At 70.8% G+C, this 24,772-nt stretch carries 24 protein-coding genes; 18 read left to right on the top strand and 6 right to left on the bottom strand.

Features of this window, described 5'->3' with window-relative positions; translation table 11 throughout:
* Positions 1-19 precede the first annotated feature (19 nt).
* From QC818_RS06485 to QC818_RS06435, 11 genes are all read left to right on the top strand, one after another.
* The gene (locus QC818_RS06485) at positions 20-1,336 is read left to right on the top strand and encodes a TRAP transporter large permease (RefSeq protein ID WP_309652028.1); all 1,317 of its coding nucleotides are present in this window, start codon (positions 20-22) and stop codon (positions 1,334-1,336) included.
* 58 nt (positions 1,337-1,394) lie between these two features.
* Positions 1,395-2,972: a sulfatase family protein gene (locus QC818_RS06480; RefSeq protein ID WP_309652027.1), complete on the top strand. Its 1,578-nt coding sequence runs from the start codon at positions 1,395-1,397 to the stop codon at positions 2,970-2,972.
* Between the two features lie 331 nt (positions 2,973-3,303).
* Positions 3,304-4,113 (top strand): IclR family transcriptional regulator, encoded by an 810-nt coding sequence (locus tag QC818_RS06475; RefSeq protein WP_309652026.1) that lies wholly within the window; start codon positions 3,304-3,306, stop codon positions 4,111-4,113.
* A gap of 167 nt (positions 4,114-4,280) precedes the next feature.
* On the top strand, positions 4,281-5,210 hold the full coding sequence (locus QC818_RS06470) for a VOC family protein (protein WP_309652025.1): 930 nt from the start codon (positions 4,281-4,283) through the stop codon (positions 5,208-5,210).
* Positions 5,211-5,383: 173 nt separating this feature from the next.
* On the top strand, positions 5,384-5,908 hold the full coding sequence (locus QC818_RS06465) for a cupin domain-containing protein (protein WP_309652024.1): 525 nt from the start codon (positions 5,384-5,386) through the stop codon (positions 5,906-5,908).
* Positions 5,909-5,919: 11 nt separating this feature from the next.
* On the top strand, positions 5,920-6,753 hold the full coding sequence (locus QC818_RS06460) for an alpha/beta fold hydrolase (protein WP_309652023.1): 834 nt from the start codon (positions 5,920-5,922) through the stop codon (positions 6,751-6,753).
* Positions 6,750-7,544, top strand: coding sequence for an SDR family oxidoreductase (locus QC818_RS06455; RefSeq protein WP_309652022.1), 795 nt, complete (start codon positions 6,750-6,752; stop codon positions 7,542-7,544). The genes QC818_RS06460 and QC818_RS06455 overlap by 4 nt, the downstream gene beginning before the upstream one ends.
* Before the next feature lie 22 nt (positions 7,545-7,566).
* On the top strand, positions 7,567-8,361 hold the full coding sequence (locus tag QC818_RS06450) for an aspartate dehydrogenase (protein WP_309652021.1): 795 nt from the start codon (positions 7,567-7,569) through the stop codon (positions 8,359-8,361).
* A 14-nt stretch (positions 8,362-8,375) separates the two neighbouring features.
* Positions 8,376-9,842, top strand: a complete 1,467-nt coding sequence (locus tag QC818_RS06445) for an aldehyde dehydrogenase (protein ID WP_309652020.1) — start codon at positions 8,376-8,378, stop codon at positions 9,840-9,842.
* A gap of 28 nt (positions 9,843-9,870) precedes the next feature.
* A complete protein-coding gene (locus QC818_RS06440) occupies positions 9,871-11,505 on the top strand; it encodes a thiamine pyrophosphate-binding protein (RefSeq protein ID WP_309652019.1) in 1,635 nt (544 codons plus the stop codon).
* A 157-nt stretch (positions 11,506-11,662) separates the two neighbouring features.
* Positions 11,663-12,904, top strand: coding sequence for a DcaP family trimeric outer membrane transporter (locus QC818_RS06435; RefSeq protein ID WP_309652018.1), 1,242 nt, complete (start codon positions 11,663-11,665; stop codon positions 12,902-12,904).
* 290 nt (positions 12,905-13,194) lie between these two features.
* Here QC818_RS06435 and glnK read toward each other — a convergent pair whose 3' ends face one another.
* From glnK to QC818_RS06420, 3 genes are all read right to left on the bottom strand, one after another.
* A complete protein-coding gene (glnK, locus tag QC818_RS06430; RefSeq protein WP_309652017.1) occupies positions 13,195-13,533 on the bottom strand; it encodes a P-II family nitrogen regulator in 339 nt (112 codons plus the stop codon).
* A gap of 136 nt (positions 13,534-13,669) precedes the next feature.
* Entirely contained in the window at positions 13,670-14,992 is a 1,323-nt protein-coding gene (locus tag QC818_RS06425; RefSeq protein WP_309652016.1) for an ammonium transporter, read from the bottom strand.
* Between the two features lie 35 nt (positions 14,993-15,027).
* Entirely contained in the window at positions 15,028-15,366 is a 339-nt protein-coding gene (locus tag QC818_RS06420; RefSeq protein ID WP_309652015.1) for a P-II family nitrogen regulator, read from the bottom strand.
* 292 nt (positions 15,367-15,658) lie between these two features.
* Between QC818_RS06420 and QC818_RS06415 the strand changes: the two genes are divergently transcribed.
* Together QC818_RS06415 and QC818_RS06410 are read left to right on the top strand one after the other, a co-directional pair.
* Positions 15,659-16,015 carry an accessory factor UbiK family protein gene (locus QC818_RS06415; protein WP_309652014.1) on the top strand — a complete coding sequence of 119 codons (357 nt, stop codon included), beginning with the start codon at positions 15,659-15,661 and terminating at the stop codon, positions 16,013-16,015.
* A 64-nt stretch (positions 16,016-16,079) separates the two neighbouring features.
* Positions 16,080-17,585, top strand: coding sequence for a YifB family Mg chelatase-like AAA ATPase (locus tag QC818_RS06410; protein ID WP_309652167.1), 1,506 nt, complete (start codon positions 16,080-16,082; stop codon positions 17,583-17,585).
* A 7-nt stretch (positions 17,586-17,592) separates the two neighbouring features.
* On the opposite strand, the gene QC818_RS06405 is transcribed toward QC818_RS06410, so the two are convergent.
* Both QC818_RS06405 and QC818_RS06400 read right to left on the bottom strand, forming a co-directional pair.
* Positions 17,593-18,078 (bottom strand): hypothetical protein, encoded by a 486-nt coding sequence (locus tag QC818_RS06405; protein WP_309652013.1) that lies wholly within the window; start codon positions 18,076-18,078, stop codon positions 17,593-17,595.
* Positions 18,075-19,055: an alpha/beta hydrolase gene (locus QC818_RS06400; protein ID WP_309652012.1), complete on the bottom strand. Its 981-nt coding sequence runs from the start codon at positions 19,053-19,055 to the stop codon at positions 18,075-18,077. The genes QC818_RS06405 and QC818_RS06400 overlap by 4 nt, the downstream gene beginning before the upstream one ends.
* A 240-nt stretch (positions 19,056-19,295) precedes the next feature.
* Between QC818_RS06400 and QC818_RS06395 the strand changes: the two genes are divergently transcribed.
* Together QC818_RS06395 and QC818_RS06390 are read left to right on the top strand one after the other, a co-directional pair.
* On the top strand, positions 19,296-21,470 hold the full coding sequence (locus tag QC818_RS06395) for a malate synthase G (protein ID WP_309652011.1): 2,175 nt from the start codon (positions 19,296-19,298) through the stop codon (positions 21,468-21,470).
* Positions 21,471-21,603: 133 nt separating this feature from the next.
* The gene (locus QC818_RS06390) at positions 21,604-22,017 is read left to right on the top strand and encodes a PaaI family thioesterase (protein WP_309652010.1); all 414 of its coding nucleotides are present in this window, start codon (positions 21,604-21,606) and stop codon (positions 22,015-22,017) included.
* Between the two features lie 95 nt (positions 22,018-22,112).
* On the opposite strand, the gene QC818_RS06385 is transcribed toward QC818_RS06390, so the two are convergent.
* Positions 22,113-22,508 carry a DUF423 domain-containing protein gene (locus QC818_RS06385; protein WP_309652009.1) on the bottom strand — a complete coding sequence of 132 codons (396 nt, stop codon included), beginning with the start codon at positions 22,506-22,508 and terminating at the stop codon, positions 22,113-22,115.
* Positions 22,509-22,604: 96 nt separating this feature from the next.
* Here QC818_RS06385 and thiS point away from each other — a divergent pair, with 96 nt between their 5' ends.
* The 3 genes from thiS to trmB are packed head-to-tail and all read left to right on the top strand — an operon-like array spanning position 22,605 to position 24,424.
* On the top strand, positions 22,605-22,805 hold the full coding sequence (gene thiS / locus QC818_RS06380) for a sulfur carrier protein ThiS (protein ID WP_309652008.1): 201 nt from the start codon (positions 22,605-22,607) through the stop codon (positions 22,803-22,805).
* Between the two features lie 40 nt (positions 22,806-22,845).
* Complete coding sequence (locus QC818_RS06375) at positions 22,846-23,643, top strand: thiazole synthase (RefSeq protein ID WP_309652007.1); 798 nt, start codon at positions 22,846-22,848, stop codon at positions 23,641-23,643.
* A gap of 34 nt (positions 23,644-23,677) precedes the next feature.
* The gene (gene trmB / locus QC818_RS06370; RefSeq protein ID WP_309652006.1) at positions 23,678-24,424 is read left to right on the top strand and encodes a tRNA (guanosine(46)-N7)-methyltransferase TrmB; all 747 of its coding nucleotides are present in this window, start codon (positions 23,678-23,680) and stop codon (positions 24,422-24,424) included.
* The last annotated feature ends 348 nt before the right edge of the window (positions 24,425-24,772 follow it).

The following is a 24,772-nucleotide window of genomic DNA, read 5'->3' as shown; positions in this document are numbered from 1 at the left end:
CTCTCCCCTGGAGGCTGATATGGATTGGTGGCTAACGCTGCTCCTGATCATGGGACCGCTCCTGCTGCTGATGATGCTCGGCATGCCGGTGGCGTTCGCCTTCCTGGTCGTCAACCTGGTGGGTGCCTACCTGCTGCTGGGTGGCATGTCCGGCGTCGAACAGCTGGTGATCAACACCACCGGCGCGCTGACCAGCTTCACCCTGGTGCCCATCGCTATGTTCATGATCATGGGCGAGGTGATGTTCCGTTCCGGCATCGCCAACGACCTGCTGGATACCCTGGACAAGTGGTTCGGCAAGCTGCGCGGTCGCCTGGCCTTCATGGCCGTGGGCGGCGGCGTGCTCTTCTCCACCCTGACCGGCAACAGCATGGGCTCCATCGCCCTGCTGGGCTCCAGCCTGGTGCCGGAGATGGAGAAGCGGGGCTACCAGAAGCCCATGACCCTGGGCCCGATACTGGGCTCCGCCGGCCTGGCGATCATGATCCCGCCGAGCTCGCTGGCCGTGGTGCTGGGGGTGGTGGCGGAGCTGCCCATCGGCCGGCTGCTGATCGCCATCATCCTGCCGGGTCTGCTGATGGCGGTGCTCTATACCGCCTACATCCTCGGCCGCTGCACCCTGCAGCCGGACGTGGCGCCGTCCTTCGACGTCGCACCCACGCCGATGCGCGTCAAGCTGGAGGCCGGGGCGCGTAACATCCTGCCCATCGGCATCATCGTCTTCGCCGTGGTCGGGGTGATCTTCCTGGGCCTGGCCACGCCCACCGAGGCGGCGGCCTCCGGCGCCGTGGCCACGGTGGCGCTGGCCTTGGTCAAGCGTCGCCTGAGCCTGGACATCTTCAAGAGCTCGATGTTCGAGAGCGCCGGCATCTCGGTGATGGTGCTGCTGATCGTGGCCGGGGCCATCGCCTTCACCCAGCTGCTGTCCTTCACCGGCGCCACCTTCGGCCTGATGGATGCCGTGCTCGGCCTGCCGTTCGACGACAAGACCATCGTGCTGGCCATGGTGCTCACGGTGGTGCTGCTGGGGATGTTCATGGGGCCGCTGCCGATCATGATGATCACCCTGCCGATCTTCGTGCCGGTGGTGGAGCAGTTCGGCTTCGATCCCCTGTGGTTCGCCGTGCTCTTCCTGATCGCCATCGAGACCGGCTCAACCTCGCCGCCGCTGGGCGCCGCGCTGTTCGTGATGAAGGCCGTGGCCCCCCAGGGCACCCGCATGGGCAGCATCTACAAGGCGGCGGTGCCCTTCCTGATCTGCGACTTCCTGGCCATCGCCATCGTCTTCATCTTCCCCGAGATCGTTACCTGGCCGGTCGGGCTGATGTTCGACTGATCCTCCCGCCCCGGCGCGCGCCGCCGGGGCGACGCTTCCCTGCGGTGCAGGAGACCTCATGCGGCGACCCAGCTTCGTGCTTTTCATCACCGACCAGCAACGGGCGGATCACCTGGGCTGCTACGGCGATCCCACCGTGCGCACGCCGCACCTGGACCGCCTGGCCGCCGAGGGCGTGCGCTTCACGCGGTTCCACGTGGCCACGCCGATCTGCCAGCCCAACCGGGCCTGCCTGGTCACCGGCCAGCAGCCGTCGGTGAACGGCGTGCGCCAGAACGGCATTCCCCTGGACCTGGACAGCCTCACCTTCGCCGATGTGCTGCGCGCCTCCGGCTATCGCACCGGCTACATCGGCAAGGCGCACTTCCAGAACGTCACCGACATCCCGGCCCCCGAGCGGCATCAGGGCGGCCGCGGCGAGGCGCTGCCCGAGGCGCTGAGCCACAGCCTGCGCCGCCAGCGAGACGGTGAGGCCTACGGCGGGGAGGTGCGCCGGCGCTGGGTCGAGAACCCGGACCGCGAGCTGCCCACGCCCTACTACGGCTTCGATCACGTGCGGCTGTGCATCGGCCACGGCGATGAGGTCGAGGGGCACTACACCGCCTGGCTGCGCAGCCGGCAGGCCGACCCCGACGGCCTGCGCGGCCCGGCCAACGCCCTGCCCGACGCGACCGTCTCTGCGCCCCAGTGCTGGCGAACGGCCCTGCCCGAGGACGACTATCCGACCGCCTACGTGGCCGAGCAGGCGTGCGACTTCCTCGACGATCAGGACGCCGACACGCCCTTCGTGCTGGTGGTCTCCTTCCCCGATCCGCACCATCCCTTCACTCCGCCCGGGCGCTACTGGTCGATGTACGACCCGGACGAGGTGGTGCTGCCGCCCAACGCCGGCTGCCCCGTCGAGGCCATCCCCGGGCTGCCGGCCTCGGCGCTGGCGGCCTATCGCTGGGGGCGGGCCGAGCCGGGCAGCCACTGGCCGCTGACGCTCCCCGAGCGTCAGCTCCGCGAGATCATCGCCCTCAACTACGGCAGCATCTCGATGATCGACGACGCCGTGGGCGAGGTGCTGGCCCGTCTCGAGGCCCGGGGGCTGGCCGAGGACACCGTGGTGGCCTTCACCTCCGACCATGGCGACTACATGGGCGACCACGGCAGCGTGCTCAAGCTCGGCCTGCACTTCCGGAGCCTGGTGCGGGTGCCGCTGATCTGGCGCGACCCCCGGGCCCGCGAGCCGGGCGGCCGCGTCTCGGACCGGCTGGGCAGCGCCATCGACCTGGCCCCGACCCTGCTGCAGCGGGCGGGGCTGAAGACGCCCATCGGCATGCAGGGCCGCGATCTCTTCGATGCCTCGCGCCCGGCGGCGCCGGTGCTCATCGAGGACGCCGGCATCCAGGTGTTCCGGGACGGCGATGCCGAGACGGGCATCACCACCCTGGTCACCGAGGACTGGCGGCTGAGCCTCTTCGAGGGCGTCGCCGGGGGGGAGCTCTACCGGCTGACGGAAGATCCCCACGAGACCCGCAACCTCTGGGACGACCCGGCGCATCGTGACGACAAGGCGGCGCTGCTGGAGGCCCTGGCGCGGCGCATGGCCGAGCTGCGCGACCGGCGGCTGTCGGCGACGGCGCGGGCCTAGCCTTCCGCCCGGTGCCGGAGGCCGGTCCCGGCCTCGAGCTCGGGCGTCATCTCTGCGATTAATCTCTTTTTTATCAATGTCTTATATTGCGATCAGGCGAGGGGAAACAAGCCTTGACAAAGGCCGTTTCGGAGACTATCTTCAAGTGGTATCAAATAAGAAATAAAGTTTTATATTTGAAGTGAGCGGCTCGGGAGAGTCGCCAGGAGCCGGACGGCGAATCGGCTCCCGGGTCCCGATCCGGTATCTTGGGCGCAAGGGCGCCACCGGCTCCACGAGGAGCCCGATCACCGGCGCGGATACCGACCCGACACCAAGAGGCGATGACGCGATGAGCGACACCGAGAAGGATGCACGCAAGTACCTGATCCCGGGCCTGGAGCGCGGCCTGATCATCCTGATGGAGCTGAGCCGCAGCCATCGGGAGATGAGTTTTGCCGAGATCGTCAAGCGCGTCGACATCCCCAAGGCCACGGCCTATCGGGCCATCCAGACCCTGGAGTACATGGGCTTCATTCGGCGCCACCCCTCCACCGGCCTGTATTCCCTGGGGGTCAACGTGCTGCGCCTGGGCTTCGAGTACGTCGCCTCCCTGGACGTGGTCCAGGTCGGCCAGCCGGTGATCGAGTCGCTGCGCGACAAGACCGGCTGCTCGAGCCACATCGCCATCCGCGACGGCCGCGACGTCATCTACGTGGCCCGGGTCAGCGCCGCCAACGCCACCGTGCGTCGCGTCAGCGTGGGCACCCGGCTGCCGGTGCACCGCACCTCCCTGGGACGGGTGCTGCTGACCGACCTGAGCCGCGAGGAGTTCGAGGCCCTCTATCCCGAGGAGAGCCTGCCGGACAACGAGCCCGGCGCCCCCGCCGACCGCGAGGCGCTCTGGGCGCTCGTCCAGGAGGACCGCCGGCGCGGCTACGTGATCGCCGAGTCCTACTTCCAGTTCGGCATCTCCTCGATCGTCTACCCGCTGTACAACCACGACGGCGAGATCGAGGGGGTGGTCAGCATCATGGTGCCGGTGCACGAGATCCCCGCGGAGGATCGCGATCGCCTGCGGGTCCACGTGGCCGAGGCCGCCGACACCATCTCCAACCTGTTGGGCTACCAGGGGCACGCCGGGGGGCGGAGCCAGATGTGATGAACGCCAGCTGAACCTAGCCGCCGGGCGCCCGCCTAGTCCGCGCCCGGCCCAACCAGACACGGCAACGAGACTGTCGCGATGCGCTCGCTTCGCGAACGGGGAGCCTTTGTGTCCGTGAAGTCGAAACGCGTGACGGTCGAGGTCACGTCTAGCAGGAGACCGATATGAGTATCGTGGGTATCGAAGAACTGGAATTCGGCGCCGAGGACGTCGCGGCGGGCAAGCGGTTCGCCGAGGACTTCGGCCTGACCAAGGTCGACGAGGACGACCGGGGCGCCACCTTCGAGGCGCTCAACGGCGCCCGCCTGGTGGTCCGCGCCATCGACGACCCGGCGCTGCCCGAGGCCTTCGAGGAGGGCTCGACCCTGCGCCGCATGACCTGGGGCGTGGCGGACGCCGCCGCCCTGGACGAGCTGCGCGAGCGCCTGCGCGACCAGCCCGGCTACGTCGACCACGGCGACAGCCTGGAGTGCCGGGACCCCAACGGGCTGGCCGTGCGCATCCGCCCGACGGCGCTGCGCGAGGTCGAGCTGGAGGTCACGCCCATCAACCAGTGGGGTGACATGAAGCGCGTCGACCAGCCGAGCCCGGTCTACGAGCGGGCCACCCCGGCCAGCATCGGCCACGCGGTCTTCTTCGTCGACGACCTGGAGGCCAGCGAGCGCTTCTATCGCGAGCTGCTGGGCTTCTCGGTCTCCGATCGCTACATCGACCGCGCCGTCTTCCTGCGCATGCAGGTGCGCGGCGGCCACCACAACCTCTTCCTGCTCAAGCTGCCGCACCGCGGCGCGGGGCTCAACCACGTGGCCTTCACGGTGCGCGACATCCACGAGGTGATCGGCGGCGGGCTGGCCATGAACCGGCGGAAGTGGAGCACCTTCCTGGGCCCGGGTCGCCACCCGATTTCCTCGGCCTACTTCTGGTACGTCAACAGCCCCCTGGGCGGGGCCTTCGAGTACTACACCAACGAGGACTACCTGACCGAGGCCTGGGAGCCCCGGAAGATGCAGCACTCCCTGGAGTCCTTCACCGAGTGGGCCATCGAGGGCGGCATCGACGCCGAGACCCGGCGCCAGAAGAAGGCCGACGCCTGAGCCGCGGCCGGGAGGCCCGGCCGCCCCAGGAGAACCCAAGCTTCACCATCGAGGCCGGTCGCCCCCGGGCGGCCGGCACGGGGACCCCTCGTCCTGAATCCGGTCGCCGGCCGGCCCTCGCAACGAGGCCTCCCCGCCACCGACAGCCAAGCGCGATCCCGAGGAGAGACACCATGTCCGAACAGTTCGCTACCTGGAGCAAGCCCGACGACCTGTCCTTCGAGGACTGGATCGAGTCCCGTATCGCCCGTTTCGAGGGCCGCAAGTACGACTGGAACGCCCTCAAGTTCCAGGCCGATTACGATCCCAAGTACCGCCGCGCCCAGATGCGCTACATCGGCACCGGCGCCACCGGCGTGGCCAACGACGTCAACACCATCCCGGCCGAGCACTTCACCTTCTCGACCATGGTGCTGCCGTCCAAGTGCGAGGGCCCGCTGCATGTCCATGACGACGTCGAGGAGGTCTTCTTCGTCCTCAAGGGCCGCATCCGCCTGTTCATCAAGGACGGCGACAACTACACCGAGACCGTGCTCAAGGAGCGCGACGTGATCTCCGTGCCGCCGGGCATCTATCGCGGCCTGCTCAACGAGAGCGAGGAAGAGGCCCTGATGTGCGTGATGCTGGGCACGCCCAGGCCGCAGATCCCGACCTATCCGGACGATCACCCGCTGTCCAAGGTCAAGCGCGACGGATGAGTGGTGAGGCCATGACCCCCAAGCACCTGACGCTCGACGCCGGCCGCCAGGCCTACCGCGAGAGCGGCGAGGGGCCGGCCATCGTGCTGCTGCACGGCATCAGCTCCGGGGCGGCCTCCTGGGCGCCGGTGGCGCCGTTGCTGGCCGGCTACCGGATGCTGGCCTGGGACGCCCCGGGCTACGGCGAGAGCCAGCCGCTGGCCCAGGCCGAGCCCAGGGCGGCGGACTATGCGGCCCGCCTGGACGCCTGGCTGGACGCCCTGGGCATCGAGCGCTGCGTGCTGGTCGGCCACTCCCTGGGCGCGATGATGGCCAGCGCCTACGCGGCCCGTCGACCCGAGCGGCTGGCCGGGGTGGTCCTGGCCGACCCGGCGCTGGGCTACCGCGACGCCGACGAGGCCAAGCGCGACAGCGTCTATCGCAGCCGCTGGACGATGCTCGCCGAGCAGGGCCATGACGCCTACGCCGCGGCCCGGGCGCCGCGGCTGCTGCGCGAGGGCGCCGACGAGGCCGACATCGCCCGGGTGCGCGAGGGCATGCGCCGCCTCCACGTCGAGGGCTTCGCCCAGGCCAGCTGGATGCTGGCCAACGATGCCCTGGAGGCCTACCTGCCCGAGGGCCTGCCGGTGCCGGCCACGGTGCTGTGCGGCGACGAGGACGCCATCACCCCCCCCGAGGCCTGCCGAGCCCTGGCCGAGCGGCTGGGGCTGCCCTACCGCGACATCCCGCGGGCCGGCCATGCCAGCTACATCGACGCCCCCGAGGCCTTCGCCGAGGCCGTCGAGGCCTTCGCCCGGCCGCTGCTGGCGGCCTCCACCGGGACCCGAAAGAGGACGACACCATGAGTTTTATGATCGAAGACCGGGTGGCGGTGGTCACCGGCGGCTCCTCGGGGATCGGCCTCGAGACCGTGCGCCTGCTGCTGACCCACGGCGCCCGGGTGGCGCTGTGCGGCCGCAATCCCGAGCGTCTCGAGTCGGCCCGCGCCGCGCTGGTCGAGGAGTTCCCCGCCGCGGAGCTGCTGGCCGAGACCTGCGACGTGCTCGACGAGGCGTCCTGCGCGGCCTTCGCCGATGCGGTGCGTGATCGCTTCGGGGGCGCCGACATGCTGATCGCCAACGCCGGCCAGGGCTATGTGGCCCACTTCGACGACACCCCGCGGGAGGCCTGGCTGTCCGAGGCCAACCTCAAGCTGTTCGGCGTGATCAACCCGCTCACGGCCTTCCGCGAGCAGCTGGCGGCTTCCGAGATCGGCTCGCTGACCTGCGTCAACTCGCTCCTGGCGCTGCAGCCGGAACCGCACATGATCGCCACCTCGGCGGCCCGGGCCGCCCTGCTCAACATGACTCACTCGCTGTCCCACGAGCTGATCGGTGACGGCATCCGGGTCAACTCCATCCTGCTGGGCATGGTCGAGTCCGGGCAGTGGCGTCGACGCTTCGAGCAGCGCGACGACCCGTCCCAGACCTGGGAGGAGTGGATCGGCGCCATCGCCGCCAAGCGCGGCATCCCCATGGGCCGCCTGGGGCGCCCGCAGGAGCCGGCGCGTGCCCTGGTCTTCCTCGCCTCCCCGATGGCTTCCTTCACCACCGGCGCCGCCCTGGATGTCTCCGGTGGCTTCAACCGCCACCTCTAAGAAAAGACAACGGAGAATCCCCATGACGAAACGACTCCTGATGATCGGCTACGGCGCCATGGGCACCGAGGTGCACCGACTGCTCCCCGAGGGCATGGAACTGGCCTGGGTGGTGGTGCCGGAGGCCTATGCCCCGGCGACCCGCGACCGCCTGGCCGGCCGGGCCGAGGTGCTCACCTCCATCGACGCCTGCGAGGAGACCCCGGACCTGGTGGTGGAATGCGCCGGCCAGCCCGGGCTGGCCGAGCACGGCGAGGCGGTGCTGCGCCGCGGTCTGACCCTGGCGGTGGTGGCCACCGGCGCCCTGGCCGACGAGGCCCTCTATGAGCGTCTGGCCACCGCGGCCCGGGAGGGCGGCGGCCGGATGCAGCTGCTGTCCGGCGCCGTGGCCGGCATGGACGGCCTGGCGGCGGCCCGGGAGGGTGGCCTGGACGAGGTCACCTACGAGGCCTGCAAGGCGCCGCGCAGCTGGAAGGGCAGCCACGCCGAGCAGCTCATCGACCTGGACGCGGTCACCGAGAAGACGGTGTTCTTCGAGGGCGATGCCGGCGAGGCCGCGCGCCTCTTCCCGGCCAACTCCAACGTCGCCGCCACCATCGCCCTGGCCGGCGTGGGCATGCGCGACACCCGGGTCCAACTGATCGTCGACCCGGGCACCACCCGCAACACCCACCGCATCCACGCCAAGGGACGCTTCGGCGAGTTCACCATCGAGCTCAACGGCCTTCCCCTGGAAAGCAACCCCAAGACCTCGACCCTCGCCGCCCTCTCGGTGGTGCGCGCCTGTCGCCAGGCGCTCGAGCCGGTCTCGTTCTAAGGGAGGTGCACCAGATGACTCAGAAGATCTTCATCGCCGGTGAATGGCGCGAGGGACGCGGCGACCCCATGGTGTCGCGCTTCCCCGCCGACGGCTCGATCAATGCCGAACTCCAGGCCGCGGGCCTCGAGGACGTCGAGGAGGCGGTCGAGGCCGCCGACGCGGCCTGGCGCGCGCCGGCCTGGCGCGACCGCCTGCCCCACGAGCGGGCCGAGGTGCTGTATCGCGTCAGCGACCTGATCCGCGAGCGCAGCGAGGAGCTCGCCGCCCTGCAGACTCGGGACAACGGCAAGCCCCTGGCCGAGGCCCGTGGCCTGGTGGCCAGCGCCGCCGGCACCGCCCGCTACTTCGCGGCGGCCTGCGAGACCCTGGAGGGCGAGCTGCCCACCCAGCGCAACGCCGACTTCATGACCCTGAGCCAGTACGAGCCGCTCGGGGTGATCGCCGCCATCACGCCCTGGAACTCGCCGATCGCCAGCGAGATGCAGAAGGTCGCCCCGGCGCTGGCCGGCGGCAACGCCGTGGTGCTCAAGCCCGCCGAGGCCACCCCGTTGATGGCCCTCAAGCTCGGCGAGCTGTTCGAGGAGGCCGGGCTGCCCAAGGGCCTGCTCAGCGTGCTGCCGGGTCGCGGCAGCGTGATCGGCGAGGCCCTGGTGCGCCACCCCAAGGTGCGCAAGATCTCCTTCACCGGCGGCACCAACACCGGCCGCCACCTGGCCCACGTGGCCGCCGACAAGCTGATCGGCACCTCGCTCGAGCTGGGCGGCAAGTCGCCGACCATCATCTGCGAGGACGCCGACCTGGAGCAGGCGGTCAAGGGCGTGGCCTACGGCATCTTCAGCTCCGCCGGCCAGGCCTGCATCGCCGGCTCGCGGCTGTTCATTCACCGCAGCCGCTACGACGAGGTCATGGACCGCCTCGAGGAGATCGCCCGTGGCCTGCGCGTGGGACATCCGGAGACCCCCGGCGTCCACCTGGGCCCGCTGATCAACGAGGGCCACCGCGACGGCGTGGCGGCCTACGTCGAGCAGGCCCGGGAGCAGGGCGGCCGCATCCGTTGCGGCGGCGAGATTCCCACCCAGGGCGAGCTGGCCGCGGGCAGCTTCTACCCGCCGACCCTGATCGACGGCCTGGCCCACGACAGCGCGGTCTGCCAGGAGGAGATCTTCGGCCCGGTGCTGGTGGCGCTGCCCTTCGATGACGAGGACGCGCTGGTCGGCCTGGCCAACGACAACGTCTACGGCCTGGCGGCCGGGATCTGGACCTCGGACTACCGCCGCGCCCTTCGGCTGGCCGGCAAGCTCGAGGCCGGCACGGTGTGGATCAACACCTACAAGAAGTTCTCCATCTCGACGCCCTTCGGCGGTTACAAGGAGAGCGGCCTGGGCCGCGAGAAGGGCCGCCAGGGCATCCAGGCCTACATGCAGCAGAAGAGCCTGTACCTGGGGCTCGACGCCGCCCCCATGAACTGGTGCGACTGAGCGCCCACGGTCACAGAGGAACCGAACCATGACGACCATCACCGTGGGCGAAGCCGTCGCCCGTACCCTGGAAGCCTACGCGGTCTCGGCCGTGTACGGGGTGATCTCCATCCATAACCTGCCGATCGCCGACGCCATCGGCCAGCGCGAGCGGGTACGCTTCGTGCCGTCCCGCGGCGAGGCCGGCGCCGTGACCATGGCCGACGGCCATACCCGGGTGGGGGGCCTCGGCGTGGCCCTGACCAGTACCGGCGCCGGCGCGGGCAACGCCGTGGGCGCCATGCTCGAGGCGCTCAACGCCGGCACCCCGCTGCTGCACATCACCGGCCAGGTCGAGAAGGCCTACCTGGATCGCGACGCCGGCTTCATCCACGAGACCCGCGACCAGATGGGCTTCCTGCAGGCCTGCTCCAAGCGCGCCTACCGAGCCTGCACCCCCGAGCAGGTGGTGCCGCTGCTGCACCGCGCCATCCAGGACGCGATGACCCTGCCGCGGGGCCCGGTCAGCCTGGAGATCCCTATCGACATCCAGGCGAGTTCCGTCGAGTGGGTCGAGACGGCACCCGCCGAGCCCGCCGCCCCGGCCCGGGTCGGCGAGGCCGAGATCGACGCCCTGGCCGAGCGCGTCCTGGCCGCCGAGCGGCCGGTGCTGTGGATCGGCGGCGGCTGCCTGGAGGCCGGCGACGCCGTGCGCCGCCTGGCGGATGCCGGCATTCCGGTGGTCTCCAGCACCCACGCCCGGGGCGTGCTGCCCGACAGCCATCCGCGCAGCCTGCGCGCCTTCCACAGCGCCCCGGCGGTGGAGGAGCTGTTCGGTCGCAGCGACCTGATGCTGGTGGCCGGCTCACGGCTGCGCAGCAACGAGACCCGCACCTACTCGGTGGCGTTGCCGCGTCCGCTGGTGCAGATCGACGTCGACCCGGCCGCGGCCCACCGCAACTATTCGGCCGACGCCTTCCTGTGCGGCGAGTGCGGTGATGTCCTCGCGCGTCTGGCCGACCGCCTCGAAGGCAAGCGACGCCCCGACGCGGAGGTCGATCGCGACGTCGCCCAGGCCGTCGAGGCCGCCGAGCAGGCCCTGCGCGGCCAGGTCGGCGAGTACGCCAAGCTCTCCGACGCGATCCGCGCGGCGCTGCCCGAGGACGGCATCTTCGTGCGCGACATCACCGTCTCCGGCAGCACCTGGGGCAGCCGCCTGCTGCCCATCGAGCGCCCGCTGACCAACATCCACTCCCTGGCCGGCGCCATCGGCCAGGGCCTGGCCACCGGCATCGGCTGCGCGGTGGGGGCCGAGGGCCGCAAGGTGGTGACCGTGGTCGGCGACGGCGGCCTGATGCTGATGGTCGGCGAGATGGCCACCCTGGCCCAGGAGCGTGCGGACATGACCCTGGTGGTGATGAACGACGGCGGCTACGGCGTGATGCGCGGCATCCAGGACAAGTACTTCGAGGGCCGGCAGTACTACAACGACCTGCATACGCCGGACTTCCAGGCCATGGCCGACGCCCTGGTCCTGCCGCGCTGGAAGGTTGGCCGGGGCGACGACTTCCAGGCCGTGCTCGTCGAGGCCGTCGGCCAGGACGGTCCGGCGGTGGTCGAGGTGGACATGGCCAGCGTCGGCGAGCTCAAGTTCGCCGGCCCGCCCCAGAAGACCCTCTACTGAGAGGCCATCCGCTCTCCCGGGCGTCGCCGACCTCCCCCGGTGGCGCCTCTCCCAGCCATGCAGACGAGAGGAGGCGCTAGGAACCATCGAGAGACGTTGAATCAGAACAATAATCCCGTGCCTTTCCGTTCATAATAACGACTTAAGAGAGATCATCATGCATTCCAGAAAGACCCTGATGCTGGCACTGCTGCCGGCAGGCCTGCTTGCGGCCCAAAGTTCCCATGCCTTCGATGTCGTCCCCGCCGGCGAGCCGGTGGTGACCGGCGAGCCGAGCCGCGTCGGCGCGCCCTGGAACCACCGCAGCACCTTCAACATCCCCGGCACCAACACCGACGTGGCCTTCGGCGGCTACGTCAAGTTCGACGCCATCCACGACTTCGACTACGACCTGGGCGAGATCACCGATGCGCTGGCGGTCGGCCGCGAGGATAACCCGAAGACTACAGCCAATGAGAGCACTGCCACCGACGGCAAGACGACCTTCACCGCCCAGGAGTCGCGGCTGAACTTCCGCACCCAGACCCGCTTCGGCGACGAGGTGCTGCGCACCTACCTGGAAGGTCACTTCGCCCCGGACAACAAGTTCAACCTGCGCCACGCCTACGGCGAATACAACGGCTTCCTGGCCGGCCAGACCTGGACCAACTTCATGCACTTCCTGGGGACTCCGCGCATCCTCAAGCTGGGCGGGCCCATCGGCTACGCCACCGGGCGTCCCGAGCAGGTGCGCTACACCCACCAGGCGGGCCCCAACACCTTCGCCGTGGCCCTCGAGAACCCCGAGTCCTCGATCTCCGACCTGGGCCCGGGTGGTGCGGTCGACGAAGGCTCCGAGCTGCCCGACCTGACCCTGCGCTACCAGTACAAGCGCAGCTTCGGCATCTCCGGCGTGGTTCGCCAGTTCTCCACCAACTCCGAGCTGAATGGCCAGGACGAGAGCACCACCGGCTTCGGCATCGCCGCCCAGGGGGCCCTGCCGCTGGGCGGCAGCACCACCCTCAAGGGCAACCTGATGGCCGGCAGCGGCCTGGGCGGGTACCTGGACTACGTGCCGGCGTCCGGCGCCAAGTTCCGTGCGCCGGATGCCTACCTGGCGGCCGACGGCGATCTCGAGGCCGTCGACCTGCAGAGCGTCGGCCTCTCCCTGGACCATCGCTGGAACGCCAGCTGGTCGAGCTCCATCGGCACCTCCCGGGTCGAGCAGGACCTGGCGGATGACGCCCCGGCCTTCCAGGGCATGGCGGACACCGTGCAGTTCTCCCATGTCAACCTGATCTGGGACGTCAACGACCGCATGACGGTGGGCGCCGAGTACCAGTACATCGACCTGGAGAAGGTCAGCGGCGAGGAGGTGGACGCCAGCCGCGTGATGGCCAGCGCCCAGTTCCACTTCTGAGGCGATCCCTTTTTGACCCAGCTTGTTGCAGGCCGTATGGCCTGCCCTTGCCGGCCCTCGGGCCGGCTTTTTTGTGCCTGCGGCGCGGCGTCGCCGGGAGCAGCAAGCCATAAGTTCGAAGAGCGGCGCTTCGCGTCTGGAAGCTTGAAGAGGGAAGAAAAACACCCCTGCAGCCTGGCTGCAGGGGTGTTGACCTGTCGGGGCGCGAGCTGATGCTATCTCGCGCCTCGCGCCTCGCGCCTCGCGCCTCGCGCCTCGCGCCTCGCGCCTCGCGCCTCGCGCCTCGCGCCTTAGACCGCGTCCTTGTCCGTCTCGCCGGTGCGGATGCGGATCACCTGCTCCAGGGCGGTGACGAAGATCTTGCCGTCGCCGATCTTGCCGGTGTTGGCCACCTGGGTGATGGCGTCGATGACCTGCTCGGCCATGGCGTCATCCACCGCGACCTCGAGCTTCACCTTGGGCAGGAAGTCGACCACGTACTCGGCCCCGCGGTAGAGCTCGGTGTGGCCCTTCTGGCGTCCGAAGCCCTTGACCTCGGTGACGGTGATGCCCTGGACGCCGATCTCCGAAAGGGATTCGCGTACGTCGTCGAGCTTGAACGGCTTGATGATGGCGGTCACCAGTTTCATGGTCATGTCCTCGCGTGGTCCGTGTCCGATGGCGACGCCGCGCCATCCAGAGGGTATGGGGCCAGAGCATACACCTCCGGCGGGGGGAAGAAAAAAGGGCCCCGCGAACGGGGCCCGGACGGGAAGGGGCAGGGCGTCACTCGGTACGCGGCGCCAGCGGGCGTGCCTGGCCGCTGGGCTCGGCGCGGGAGCGGCCCGAGCCGCCGCCGTGGACCTTGGAGACGGTGAACTCGGGGTAGGCCTCGAGCCCGCACTCGGCCAGGTCCACGCCCTCGTACTCCTCTTCCTCGCTGACGCGCACCCCCATGATCGCCTTGATGACCAGCCACACGGCCAGGCTGGCGGCGAAGACCCAGGCGAAGATGCCGAGGATGCCGATGAGCTGGGCACCGAAGGAGGCGCCGTCGTTGGTCAGCGGTACCGCCAGCACGCCCCAGATGCCGGCCACGCCGTGGGCGGAGATGGCGCCGACCGGATCGTCGAGCTTGAGCTTGTCCAGGCCGACGATGGCCACCACCACCAGCAGGCCGCCCACGGCGCCGATCAGGGTGGCGCCCAGGGCGCCGGGCGACAGCGGGTCGGCGGTGATGGACACCAGGCCGGCGATGGCGCCGTTGAGGGCCATGGTCAGGTCGGCCTTGCGGAACCAGGCCTTGGCCAGGATCAGCGCGGCGATCACCCCGCCGGCGGCGGCGGCGTTGGTGTTCACCAGCACCTGGGCCATGTTGTTGGCGGAGCTCACGTCGGACACCTTCAGCTCGGAGCCGCCGTTGAAGCCGAACCAGCCCATCCACAGGATGAAGGTGCCTAGGGTCGCCAGCGGCAGGTTGGCGCCGGGGATGGCGAAGACGCTGCCGTCCTTGCCGTACTTGCCCTTGCGCGGGCCGAGCACCAGCACGCCGGCCAGCGCCGCGGCCGCCCCGGCCATGTGCACGATGCCGGAGCCGGCATAGTCGGAGAAGCCGACCTCGGCCAGCCAGCCGCCGCCCCAGGTCCAGTAGCCGGAGACCGGGTAGATGACCCCGGTCATCACCACGGCGAAGGCCAGGAAGGCCCACAGCTTCATGCGCTCGGCCACGGCCCCGGAGACGATGGACATGGCGGTGGCCACGAACACCACCTGGAAGAAGAAGTCGGCGCGCATGGAGTAGTAGGGCGCGTCCTCGCCGCCGGCGGTCACCGCGGCCACGGTGTTCTCGTCGCCCAGCAGGAAGCCCAGGTTGGGCAGGATGCCGCCCGCGGCCCCGGAGTACATCAGGTAGTAGCCCAGCAGCAGGTACATGGTGCAGGCGACGGCGAACAGCGCGATGTTCTTGGTCAGGATCTCGGCGGTGTTCTTGGACCGCACCAGGCCGGCCTCGAGCATCGAGAAGCCGGCGGCCATCCACATCACCAGGACGCCGCAGATCAGGAAGTAGAAGGTGTCGAGCGCGTAGCTCAGCTCGGTTATCTCGTTCATGGCAGTCACTCCAGGGTGAGGGAGAAACGGTCGGCTCAGACGGCGTCGCCGCCGCGCTCGCCGGTGCGGATGCGGATGACGTCTTCCAGCGCGGTCACGAAGACCTTGCCGTCGCCGATCTTGCCGCTGTTGGCGGCGCTGCAGATGGCGTCCAGCACGGTGTCGAGGCGGCCGTCGTCCACGGCGATCTCGACCTTGACCTTGGGCAGGAAATCGACCACGTACTCGGCCCCGCGATAGAGCTCGGTGTGGCCCTTCTGGCGCCCGAAGCCCTTGACCTCGGTGACGGTGATGCCCTGCACGCCGTTGTCGGCGAGCGCCTCGCGCACGTCGTCGAGCTTGAAGGGCTTGATGATGGCGGTGATCAGCTTCATCCCGGATCTCCCCTGTTGGGTGGGCGCGGGGTGAACCGCGCGGTGCATGTCTGCCATGGCATTGCGCAAAGCGTGCCAGTCTCGTGAAGAAGCCTTGCAGCTCATGTGCTTGGGGGAAGGTCCACGCAAGGGGTGGCGCGTCCTGGTGCGCGCCCCGCCAGGCGGGCTGCACCGTTTCGGTGCCGAGATCGGCGCGCGATGCGCCATTCGGGGGCGAGCGTGGGGAATGCGCCCGGCGGATGCCTTGCGTATCCTTGTCGTCAGCCACCCCAGACCGCTCAGGAGAGACAACATGGTCAGCCAAGACCGCATCGGCCGCCTGGCTCAGCAGATCGGTGAGCGCCTGCAGGGCGCCTCCCAGGCGCCGGAAGAGGTGCAGAAGGGCATCCAGCAGGTGGTGCGCGGCGCCTTCGACCGCCTGGAGCTGGTGTCCCGGGAGGACTTCGACATCCTGATGGACGTGCTGCAGCGCACCCGCGGGCGTGTCGAGGCCCTGGAGCAGCAGGTCGCCGCCCTGGAGGCGGCCCTGGAGGCGTCCCGTGACGAGGCCGGGCGGCCGCCGGTCGCCGCCGAGGCGACGCCCCCGGTCGAGGGTCGCGACGCGGCCGCGCCGGAGGAGGACGCCGGGGCCGGCGAGACCGACCGCTGAGGCCCCGGGCGGTCCCCGTCGCGCTGGACTAGCCTGAGGACAGGCAATGCGCGAGGGACCGCCGATGACCCTGTCGATCGTGCGCACCCGGGCGGGCCTCGGCCTGGAGGCGCCCGAGGTGCTGGTGGAAGTCCACCTGGCCAACGGCCTGCCCGGCATGACCCTGGTCGGGCTGCCCGAGGCGGCGGTGAAGGAGAGCCGCGAGCGGGTGCGCAGCGCCCTGGTCAATGCCGGCTTCGACTTCCCGCTGCGCCGCATCACCCTCAACCTGGCGCCCGCCGACCTGCCCAAGGACGGCGGACGCTTCGACCTGCCCATCGCCCTGGGGCTGCTGGCGGCCTCGGGGCAGATCCCGCCGGAGGCCCTGGCCGAGTTCGAGTGCGTCGGCGAACTCGCCCTGGACGGCGCCCTGCGGCCGCTGCCCGGCGTGCTGCCCATGGCGATGGCCACCCGGCGTGCCGGCCGTCGGCTGATCGTGCCCCGCGCCAATGCCGAGGAGGCGGCGCTGGCCGGCGAGCTCGAGGTGCTGCCCGCCGACCACCTGCTCGAGGTGGTGGCCCACCTGCTGGGCCAGGCGCCCATCGCGCCCCTCGATGCGGCGCGACCCGCGGCGCCACCGCCGGCGGGCGACGACCTGGGGGACGTCCGCGGCCAGCACCAGGCGCGGCGGGCCCTCGAGGTCGCCGCCGCCGGTGGCCATAACCTGCTGCTGGCCGGGCCGCCGGGGACCGGCAAGACCATGCTGGCCAGTCGCCTGCCCGGCATCCTGCCGCCGCTGAGCGAGGACGAGGCCCTGGAGGTGGCCGCCGTGCGCTCGGTCTCCGGGCTGCCGATCGCCGAGCACTGGGGGCGGCGCCCCTTCCGCGCGCCCCATCATACCGCCAGCGCCGTGGCCCTGGTGGGCGGCGGGTCGCGACCGCGTCCCGGGGAGATCTCGCTGGCCCACCTCGGGGTGCTGTTCCTCGACGAGCTGCCCGAGTTCTCCCGCCAGGTGCTGGAGGTGATGCGCGAGCCCATGGAGTCCGGCGCCATCCATATCGCCCGGGCCAGCCACGAGCGTCGCTACCCGGCGCGCTTCCAGCTGGTGGCGGCCATGAACCCCTGCCCCTGCGGCCACCTGGGCGACCCCCGCCAGGCCTGTCACTGCACCGCCGCCCAGATCCAGCGCTACCAGGCGCGACTCTCCGGCCCGCTGCTGGATCGCATCGACCTGCAGGTGGAGGTGCCGGCGCTGCCGCCGGCACAGATGACGTCCCGGGAGGCCGGGGAGCCCTCGGCGGCGGTGCGCGAACGAGTGCTGGCGGCCCGGGCGCGCCAGCGGGCGCGCGGCGCGCTCAATGCCCACCTGGCCGGCCGGGCGCTGGAGGCTGCCTGTGCCCTGGAGGCGACGGATCGGGCCTGGTTGGCCGGGGTGCTGGAGCGGCTGCAGCTGTCGGCTCGCGCCTTCCATCGGGTCCTGCGGGTGGCGCTGACCCTCGCCGACCTGGCCGGCGAGCCGCGGCCCGGCCGGGAGCAGCTGATCGAGGCCATCGGCTATCGCCAGCTGGACCGGTTGCTGCGCGGGGGGTGAGGGCGGCTCAGAGAGCGGTGGCGTCCAGGGCGCCGTCGATCCGGGCCTGCCAGAGGGGCGTCGCCTGGCCCGGGCGGCGCAGCGTCAGCTGCAGGCGGTAGGGCAGCAGGGTGCGGTCGCTGAGCGTCAGCCGCGGGCCGGTGGCGAGCAGCCGGCTGTCCAGGCGCCACTGATTGGCGCCGGCGTCCCGGGACAGGGCCGGCTGCCAGTCCAGCACCTGGGGGCCCGGCGCGCGGCCGAGCAGGGCGCGGGTCAGGCTCTCCAGCAGGCGCTCCCCGCCGATATCGAGCTCGGCGTCGACCTCGGGGCGCGCCAGCAGCAGCACCTGCTCGGTCAGCGGCCGCGGCAGGGGCGGCGCCGCGACGACCCGCTCCGCGGCGCGCTCGCCCAGGCCGAACAGCGCCTGGCGCACCGTCTGGGGGCGCTCGGGGGCGGCGGCGCAGGCGGCGAGCAGCAGGGCGAGCAGCAGCGGGGCCAGCGGTCGGGGGATCATGATCGGGGCGGGCTCCGGGTGGCGGACGGGTCGAGGCTGTCCTCCAGACCGGCGATGAAGCGTTCGAGTTCCCGGAACAGGCTGCGGCGGATGGGCTCGGCCTCGTTGACCAGGTGGTGGCGGGCCTCGGGGTGACGGTGGATCTCGGCATTGGGGAACTTGCGGGCCAGCACGTCCAGGTTCCATTGCCAGTCCACCGTCAGGTCCCGCTCACCCTGCAGGATCAGGGTCGGCAGGGGGTTGGCCGGCAGGGCGAGCAGCTGCGGCATCCAGCGGCGCATGGCGTCCACCCACTGGATGGCCAGGCGATCCGGCTGCAGGGGGTCGGCCTCGCGGAGGAAGGCGGCGAAGTCGGCGTCGGTGGAGTTCTCGCGGAAGCGGCGGGGCAGCGAGCGCACGAAGGGTCCCAGCAGGCGGTGCAGCCAGCTCGACTGGGACCAGCCCCAGGGGCGCACCAGCGGCGCCAGCAGGGCCAGCCCCGCCCAGTGGCCGTCGTCCCCCCGGCGCAGGGCGTCGGTGGCGAGGATCGCCGCGCCGGTGCTCTGGCCGATGCCCAGCCAGGGGCCGGGCGCCAGGCCGTCGTCGGCGAGGTGCGCCTGGAGGCCGCGCAGGCAGGCGCCGTACTCGTCGAAGTCGTCGATGGTGGCGCGTTCGCCGCTGGACAGGCCATGGCCGGGCAGGTCCCAGAGCACCACCTGCCAGCCCCGGTCGAGCAGGCATTCCAGCAGGTGGCGGTAGAGGCCCAGGTGATCGTAGTAGCCGTGGACGACGAAGACGGTGCCCCGTGGCACCGTCGGCCGCCAGACCTGGGTCCACAGGCGGAAGCCCTGGGCATCCACGTACCCCACGTGCAGGCCGACGTGTTCGGCGAGCAGCGGCGCCAGGCCGTAGTGGCCGAGATAGCCGTCCAGCGGTCCGCCGGCCGGATCGGCCGGGGCGATGGGGCCCAGGGCCTGAAGGGGGGTGAAATCGCTCATCGAGTCCTCCGCGGTGGCCGCCCATGCTAGCGTCCCGCCCCGGCGGTCGCCAGCCTCGCGCCTACCCTGTCGCCGGACTACCCGGCCTCCTCTTTTGGTCTAGTCTGCGGGGGTGGCCGCCGGGCTCGGGTTTACATGTGGAAGCATTTTCCACAAAATTGTCATGACGCAGTCACCTTTCCCTGTCCGGCCGCTCGGTGCCATGGGGAGCGCCGATCGCCATGCATAGGAGAACGACCCATGACCCAACGCATCACCCGTCACCGCCTGCAGGTGGCCGCCGAGCTGGACCGCTTCATCAACGAACAGGCCCTGCCGGGCAGTGGCGTGGATCCCGAGGCATTCTGGGCCGGCGTCGACGCCCTCTTTCATGATCTGACACCGAAGAACCGGGAACTGCTCGCCGAGCGCGATGCCCTCCAGGCCGAGCTGGATGCCTGGCACCGCGAGAACCCCGGCCCGGTGCGCGACATGGCCGCCTACCGCGCCTTCCTCGAACGCATCGGCTACCTGCAGCCGGCGCCGGCCGAGGTGAGCGTCACCACCGCCAACGTCGACCGCGAGATCGCCGTCCAGGCCGGCCCGCAGCTGGTGGTGCCGGTCAACAACGCCCGCTATGCGCTCAACGCCGCCAACGCTCGCTGGGGCAGCCTCTACGATGCCCTCTACGGCACCGATGCCATCGCCGAGGACGACGGCGCCGAGAAGGGCGACAGCTTCAATCCCAGGCGCGCCGAGAAGGTCATCGCCTATGCCCGCGGGGTGCTGGACCGCGCCGCGCCGCTGGCCACCGGCTCCCACCGCGAGGCGGTGAAGTATGCGCTGCGCGACGGCCACCTGGTGGTGAGCCTGGAGGGCGGCCGCGAGACCGGCCTCAAGGAGCCCGGCAAGCTGGTCGGCTACCGGGGCGAGGCCGACGCGCCCGCCGCCATCCTGCTGGTCAACCATGACCTGCACCTGGAGATCCAGATCGATGCCGGTCACCCCATCGGCAAGACCGACCCGGCCGGCGTCAAGGACGTGGTCGTCGAGTCGGCGCTGACCGCGATCATGGACTGCGAGGACTCCGTGGCCGCGGTGGACGCCGAGGACAAGGTCGGCGTCTATGCCAACTGGCTGGGCCTGATGAAGGGCGACCTGGAGGAGCAGGTCGAGAAGGGCGGCAAGACCTTCACCCGCCGCCTGGCCGCGGATCGCACCTGGACCGCGCCGGACGGCGGCGAGGTCACCCTGCCGGGGCGCTCGCTGCTGTTCGTGCGCAACGTCGGCCACCTGATGACCACCCCGGCGGTGCTCGACGCCGAGGGCAACGAGCTGCCGGAGGGCATCCTCGATGGCGTGGTCACCACCCTGATCGCCCTGCGCGACCTGCAGAAGGGCGCGGGCGAGGCCCGCAACTCCCGCGAGGGCTCGGTCTACATCGTCAAGCCGAAGATGCACGGGCCCAGGGAAGTCGCCTTCGCCAACGAGCTGTTCGGCCGCGTCGAGGACCTGCTGGGCCTGGCCCGGGACACCCTCAAGATGGGCATCATGGACGAGGAGCGCCGCACCTCCGCCAACCTCAAGGCCTGCATCAACGAGGCCACCTCCCGGGTGGTGTTCATCAACACCGGCTTCCTGGACCGCACCGGCGACGAGATGCACACCGCCATGCAGGCCGGCCCCATGGTGCGCAAGGGCGACATGAAGCATACCGCCTGGATCGGCGCCTACGAGCACAACAACGTCCAGGTGGGCCTGGCCTGCGGCCTGCGCGGCCATGCCCAGATCGGCAAGGGCATGTGGGCCATGCCGGACCTGATGGCGGCCATGCTCGAGCAGAAGATCGGCCACCCCAGGGCCGGCGCCAACACCGCCTGGGTGCCCTCGCCCACCGCCGCCACCCTGCATGCCCTGCACTACCACCAAGTCAGCGTGGCCGAGGTGCAGCGCGAGCTGGAACGCCAGGGCGAGCCGGATGTGCTCGACGACCTGCTCACCGTGCCGGTGGCCGAGTCCCCCGACTGGTTCGCCGAGGCGATCCAGCAGGAGCTCGACAACAACTGCCAGGGCATCCTCGGCTACGTGGTGCGCTGGGTGGAGCACGGCGTGGGTTGCTCCAAGGTGCCGGACATCCATGACGTGGGCCTGATGGAGGATCGCGCCACCCTGCGGATCTCCAGCCAGCACGTGGCCAACTGGCTGCACCATGGCGTGGTGGGCGCCGACCAGGTCCGCGAGACCCTGGCGCGCATGGCCCGGGTGGTGGACGACCAGAACGCGGGCGATCCGGCCTACCGGCCGATGAGCGACGACCTCGAGGCGTCCCATGCCTTCCGGGCGGCCTCGGACCTGATCTTCAAGGGGCTCGAGCAGCCCGCCGGCTACACCGAGCCGCTGCTGCACCACTGGCGGGCGGTGCACAAGGCGGGATAAGCGGCCGAGGTTCGGGGCGAGGGCATAGACTGTTCCTCGCCCCTCGCCCCTCGCCCCTCGCCCCTCGTGGCGACTGTGCGAGGCGGGTCGGCTGGGCTATCTTGGGGCCATCGCCCACAGCAGGGAGCGCCCCATGACCGTGATGACCGCCGCCGCCATCGAGGACTTCCTCGACGAGGTCTTCCCCCAGCGCTCGGGGACCATCGAGGGCGTCGACGAGATGCGCGCCACCATGAGCCTGGCCATCGAGGACGAGCACCTGCGGCCGGGGGCCAGCGTCTCGGGGCCGACCCTGATGGGGCTCGCCGACGTCTGCCTCTACGTGGCGATCCTGGCCCAGATCGGCCCCGAGCCCATGGCGGTGACCAGCGACCTGCACTGTCGCTTCCTGCGCCGCCCGCGGGGCGACCGGGACCTGCTCGCCAACGCCCGGCTGCTCAAGCTGGGCCGGCGTCTGGCGGTGGGCGAGGTGCAGCTGTTCTCCGCCGGCGAGGACGCGCCGGTGGCGCTGGTCACTGCGACCTATGTCTTGCCGGACGGCGACTGAGTTTCGGGAAGACACGGATTTATTGCTGCGCTCCGGCGACGACCAGCCTCTCTTCGCTCTCAGTGCTTCCCTTGGCCCGCCGCCTGTACCCCGCCCTAGCCAGGATCAGAGCCACCGCTGGGGGCGCGGAGTACGCAAACGGCCAGCGCCAGCCAGCCGCCGATCAGCAGCAGCCCGCCGAGCGGGGTGATCGCGCCCAGGGCGCGCAGACCGCTGAGCGCGAGGGCGTAGAGCGATCCCGAGAACAGCGCCATGCCGGCCAGCCACAGGCCCAGCGCCAGGCGCTGGCCGGCCAGGGGACGGGCGGCCCGCCAGGCCAGCACGCCGAGCATCGCCAGCAGGTGCCAGGCCTGGTAGCGCACCCCGGTCTCGAAGGCCGCCATCAGGCGCGGCGTCAGGGAATCCGCCAGGGCATGGGCGCCGAAGGCCCCGGCCATCACCGTCAGGGCGCCGCCCAGCGCCACCGTCACCCACCAGCCTCGATCCCGCATCTCGTCCCTCCGGTCGTCGCGTCGCGCTCACCGTACCCGGGCGGGGCTCGAGGCGCTACAATATGGGCCCGCGAAATCGCAGCCCCGGAGGATGCCATGCAGATCCAGCTCAACGGCGAGGCTCGCAGCCTGGACGCCGACGTCTCCGTGGCCCAGCTGGTCGAGACCCTCGGCCTGGCCGGGCGGCGCATCGCCGTGGAGGTCAACGAGGAGATCGTGCCCAAGAGCGCCCATGGCGAGACGCGCCTGGCCGAGGGCGACCGGGTGGAGATCGTCCATGCCATCGGCGGCGGTTGAAGCGCCCGTCGCCGGTCCCTTTCCACAGGAGCACAACAAGATGACCGATTTCTTCCAGGACGCGCCGCTGCGCGTCGCCGGCCGGGAGTTCGCCTCGCGGCTGCTGGTGGGCACCGGCAAGTATCGCGATTTCGACGAGACCGCCGACGCCATCGCCGCCAGCGGGGCCGAGGTGGTGACCTTCGCGGTGCGCCGCACCAACCTGGGGCAGGACGCCTCGGCGCCCAGCCTGCTCGACGCCGTCTCCCCGGAACGCTATACCCTGCTGCCCAATACCGCCGGCTGCTACACGGCCCAGGACGCGGTGCGCACCTGCCGCCTGGCCCGCGAGCTGCTCGACGGCCACAACCTGGTCAAGCTCGAGGTGCTGGGCGACGACACCACCCTCTACCCCAACGTGGTGGAGACCCTGGCCGCCGCCGAGACCCTGGTCGCCGACGGCTTCGACGTCATGGTCTATACCAGCGACGACCCCATCGTCGCCCGGGAGCTGGAACGCATCGGCTGCTGCGCGGTGATGCCGCTGGGCTCGCTGATCGGCTCCGGCCACGGCATCCAGAACCCGCACAACATCCGCCTGATCGTCGAGCAGGCCGGCGTGCCGGTGCTGGTGGACGCCGGCATCGGCACCGCCTCCGAGGCCGCCCAGGCCATGGAGCTGGGCTGCGACGGGGTGCTGCTCAACTCCGCCATCGCCCACGCCCGCCGGCCGGTGCTGATGGCCAGCGCCATGCGCCGGGCGGTCGAGGCCGGCCGCGAGGCCTTCCTGGCCGGGCGCATGCCGCGCCGCCAGGGCGCCGATCCGTCCTCGCCGCTGGCCGGGCGCATCAACGCCTGATCTTCCCACTTCGCCACGAGACCCGACGCCGCGCATGAACGATCCGCAACACCCCGACAAGGCCCCCACCACGGGGCCCGAGAGCCCCGACGCGCCGCTGCACCGCCGCGGCATCAAGAGCTATGTGCTGCGCGCCGGGCGCATGACCGCGGCCCAGACCCGCGGCCTCGAGGAGGTCTGGCCGCGGCTGGGGCTGACCCTGGCCGACGGTCGCCAGGACCTCGAGGCGCTGTTCGGGCGCCGGGCTCCGGTGGTGCTGGAGGTCGGCTTCGGCATGGGGGCCTCGCTGATCGAGCAGGCCGAGACCCATCCCGATACCGACTTCATCGGCATCGAGGTACACGCACCCGGCGTCGGCAAGTTGCTCGACGAGGCCGACAAGCGGGGCCTGACCAACCTGCGGGTCTACCGCGAGGATGCGCTGGCGGTGCTCGAGCGGTGCCTGCCCGAGGGCAGCCTCGACACCCTGCAGCTGTTCTTCCCGGACCCCTGGCCGAAGAAGAAGCACCACAAGCGGCGCATCGTCCAGCCGGCCTTCGTCGAGCTGGTGCGGACCCGCCTCAAGCCCGGCGGCACCCTGCACATGGCCACCGACTGGGCGGCCTATGCCGAGTGGATGGCCGAGGTGATGGCCGAGGCCCCGGGCTACGCCAACACCGCCGGCGCCGAGACCGCCCCCTATGTGCCGCGTCCCGACTTCCGCCCGTTGACCAAGTTCGAGCGCCGCGGCGAGAAGCTCGGCCATGGGGTCTGGGACCTGATCTTCCGCCGCGTGGACTGAGCCGTCCCGGCGGCGGCCCTCGCGACCGCCCCGTTCCGCATTCGCCGTGCCGCCCGGCCCGCCGCGGTGCCGTCGGGCGCGCAAAAAAAGAACGCCGCCCCGGACGGGGCGGCGAAAAGACCGTGACTAGCAATGAGGAGGAGAAACCTGGGCAGGACACCGGCGGCGTCCTGACCGGGCTGGCGCCTCATCAAACGCCATGCATGCAGAGTAAATCATTCTCATTTGTGGCGTCAACGTAAATGCGATCCTTTCCTGTCCGCGCCGCTTGCACGCGACCAAAAAAGAACGCCGCCCGGGGGGCGGCGAAAAAGACCGTGACTAGCAATGAGGAGGAGAAACCTGTCG

Origin of the sequence: Halomonas koreensis, assembly GCF_031451675.1 — a bacterium.
Lineage (GTDB): Bacteria > Pseudomonadota > Gammaproteobacteria > Pseudomonadales > Halomonadaceae > Halomonas > Halomonas koreensis.
Note: the sequence above shows the minus strand (reverse complement) of the source record. Positions and strands in the feature narration are given on the sequence as shown.

What these genes read in the sequence shown, in the direction of transcription:
- trmB (WP_309652006.1), top strand. Translation starts at nt 23,678, where the DNA reads ATGAACGATCCGCAACACCCCGACAAGGCCCCCACCACGGGGCCCGAG.
- QC818_RS06440 (WP_309652019.1), top strand. Translation starts at nt 9,871, where the DNA reads ATGACGACCATCACCGTGGGCGAAGCCGTCGCCCGTACCCTGGAAGCC.
- QC818_RS06485 (WP_309652028.1), top strand. Translation starts at nt 20, where the DNA reads ATGGATTGGTGGCTAACGCTGCTCCTGATCATGGGACCGCTCCTGCTG.
- QC818_RS06385 (WP_309652009.1), bottom strand. Translation starts at nt 22,508, where the DNA reads ATGCGGGATCGAGGCTGGTGGGTGACGGTGGCGCTGGGCGGCGCCCTG.
- QC818_RS06460 (WP_309652023.1), top strand. Translation starts at nt 5,920, where the DNA reads ATGACCCCCAAGCACCTGACGCTCGACGCCGGCCGCCAGGCCTACCGC.
- glnK (WP_309652017.1), bottom strand. Translation starts at nt 13,533, where the DNA reads ATGAAACTGGTGACCGCCATCATCAAGCCGTTCAAGCTCGACGACGTA.
- QC818_RS06465 (WP_309652024.1), top strand. Translation starts at nt 5,384, where the DNA reads ATGTCCGAACAGTTCGCTACCTGGAGCAAGCCCGACGACCTGTCCTTC.
- QC818_RS06375 (WP_309652007.1), top strand. Translation starts at nt 22,846, where the DNA reads ATGACCGATTTCTTCCAGGACGCGCCGCTGCGCGTCGCCGGCCGGGAG.
- QC818_RS06470 (WP_309652025.1), top strand. Translation starts at nt 4,281, where the DNA reads ATGAGTATCGTGGGTATCGAAGAACTGGAATTCGGCGCCGAGGACGTC.
- QC818_RS06390 (WP_309652010.1), top strand. Translation starts at nt 21,604, where the DNA reads ATGACCGTGATGACCGCCGCCGCCATCGAGGACTTCCTCGACGAGGTC.
- QC818_RS06405 (WP_309652013.1), bottom strand. Translation starts at nt 18,078, where the DNA reads ATGATCCCCCGACCGCTGGCCCCGCTGCTGCTCGCCCTGCTGCTCGCC.
- QC818_RS06400 (WP_309652012.1), bottom strand. Translation starts at nt 19,055, where the DNA reads ATGAGCGATTTCACCCCCCTTCAGGCCCTGGGCCCCATCGCCCCGGCC.
- QC818_RS06435 (WP_309652018.1), top strand. Translation starts at nt 11,663, where the DNA reads ATGCATTCCAGAAAGACCCTGATGCTGGCACTGCTGCCGGCAGGCCTG.
- QC818_RS06425 (WP_309652016.1), bottom strand. Translation starts at nt 14,992, where the DNA reads ATGAACGAGATAACCGAGCTGAGCTACGCGCTCGACACCTTCTACTTC.
- QC818_RS06445 (WP_309652020.1), top strand. Translation starts at nt 8,376, where the DNA reads ATGACTCAGAAGATCTTCATCGCCGGTGAATGGCGCGAGGGACGCGGC.
- QC818_RS06455 (WP_309652022.1), top strand. Translation starts at nt 6,750, where the DNA reads ATGAGTTTTATGATCGAAGACCGGGTGGCGGTGGTCACCGGCGGCTCC.
- QC818_RS06480 (WP_309652027.1), top strand. Translation starts at nt 1,395, where the DNA reads ATGCGGCGACCCAGCTTCGTGCTTTTCATCACCGACCAGCAACGGGCG.
- thiS (WP_309652008.1), top strand. Translation starts at nt 22,605, where the DNA reads ATGCAGATCCAGCTCAACGGCGAGGCTCGCAGCCTGGACGCCGACGTC.
- QC818_RS06395 (WP_309652011.1), top strand. Translation starts at nt 19,296, where the DNA reads ATGACCCAACGCATCACCCGTCACCGCCTGCAGGTGGCCGCCGAGCTG.
- QC818_RS06450 (WP_309652021.1), top strand. Translation starts at nt 7,567, where the DNA reads ATGACGAAACGACTCCTGATGATCGGCTACGGCGCCATGGGCACCGAG.
- QC818_RS06415 (WP_309652014.1), top strand. Translation starts at nt 15,659, where the DNA reads ATGGTCAGCCAAGACCGCATCGGCCGCCTGGCTCAGCAGATCGGTGAG.
- QC818_RS06475 (WP_309652026.1), top strand. Translation starts at nt 3,304, where the DNA reads ATGAGCGACACCGAGAAGGATGCACGCAAGTACCTGATCCCGGGCCTG.
- QC818_RS06410 (WP_309652167.1), top strand. Translation starts at nt 16,080, where the DNA reads ATGACCCTGTCGATCGTGCGCACCCGGGCGGGCCTCGGCCTGGAGGCG.
- QC818_RS06420 (WP_309652015.1), bottom strand. Translation starts at nt 15,366, where the DNA reads ATGAAGCTGATCACCGCCATCATCAAGCCCTTCAAGCTCGACGACGTG.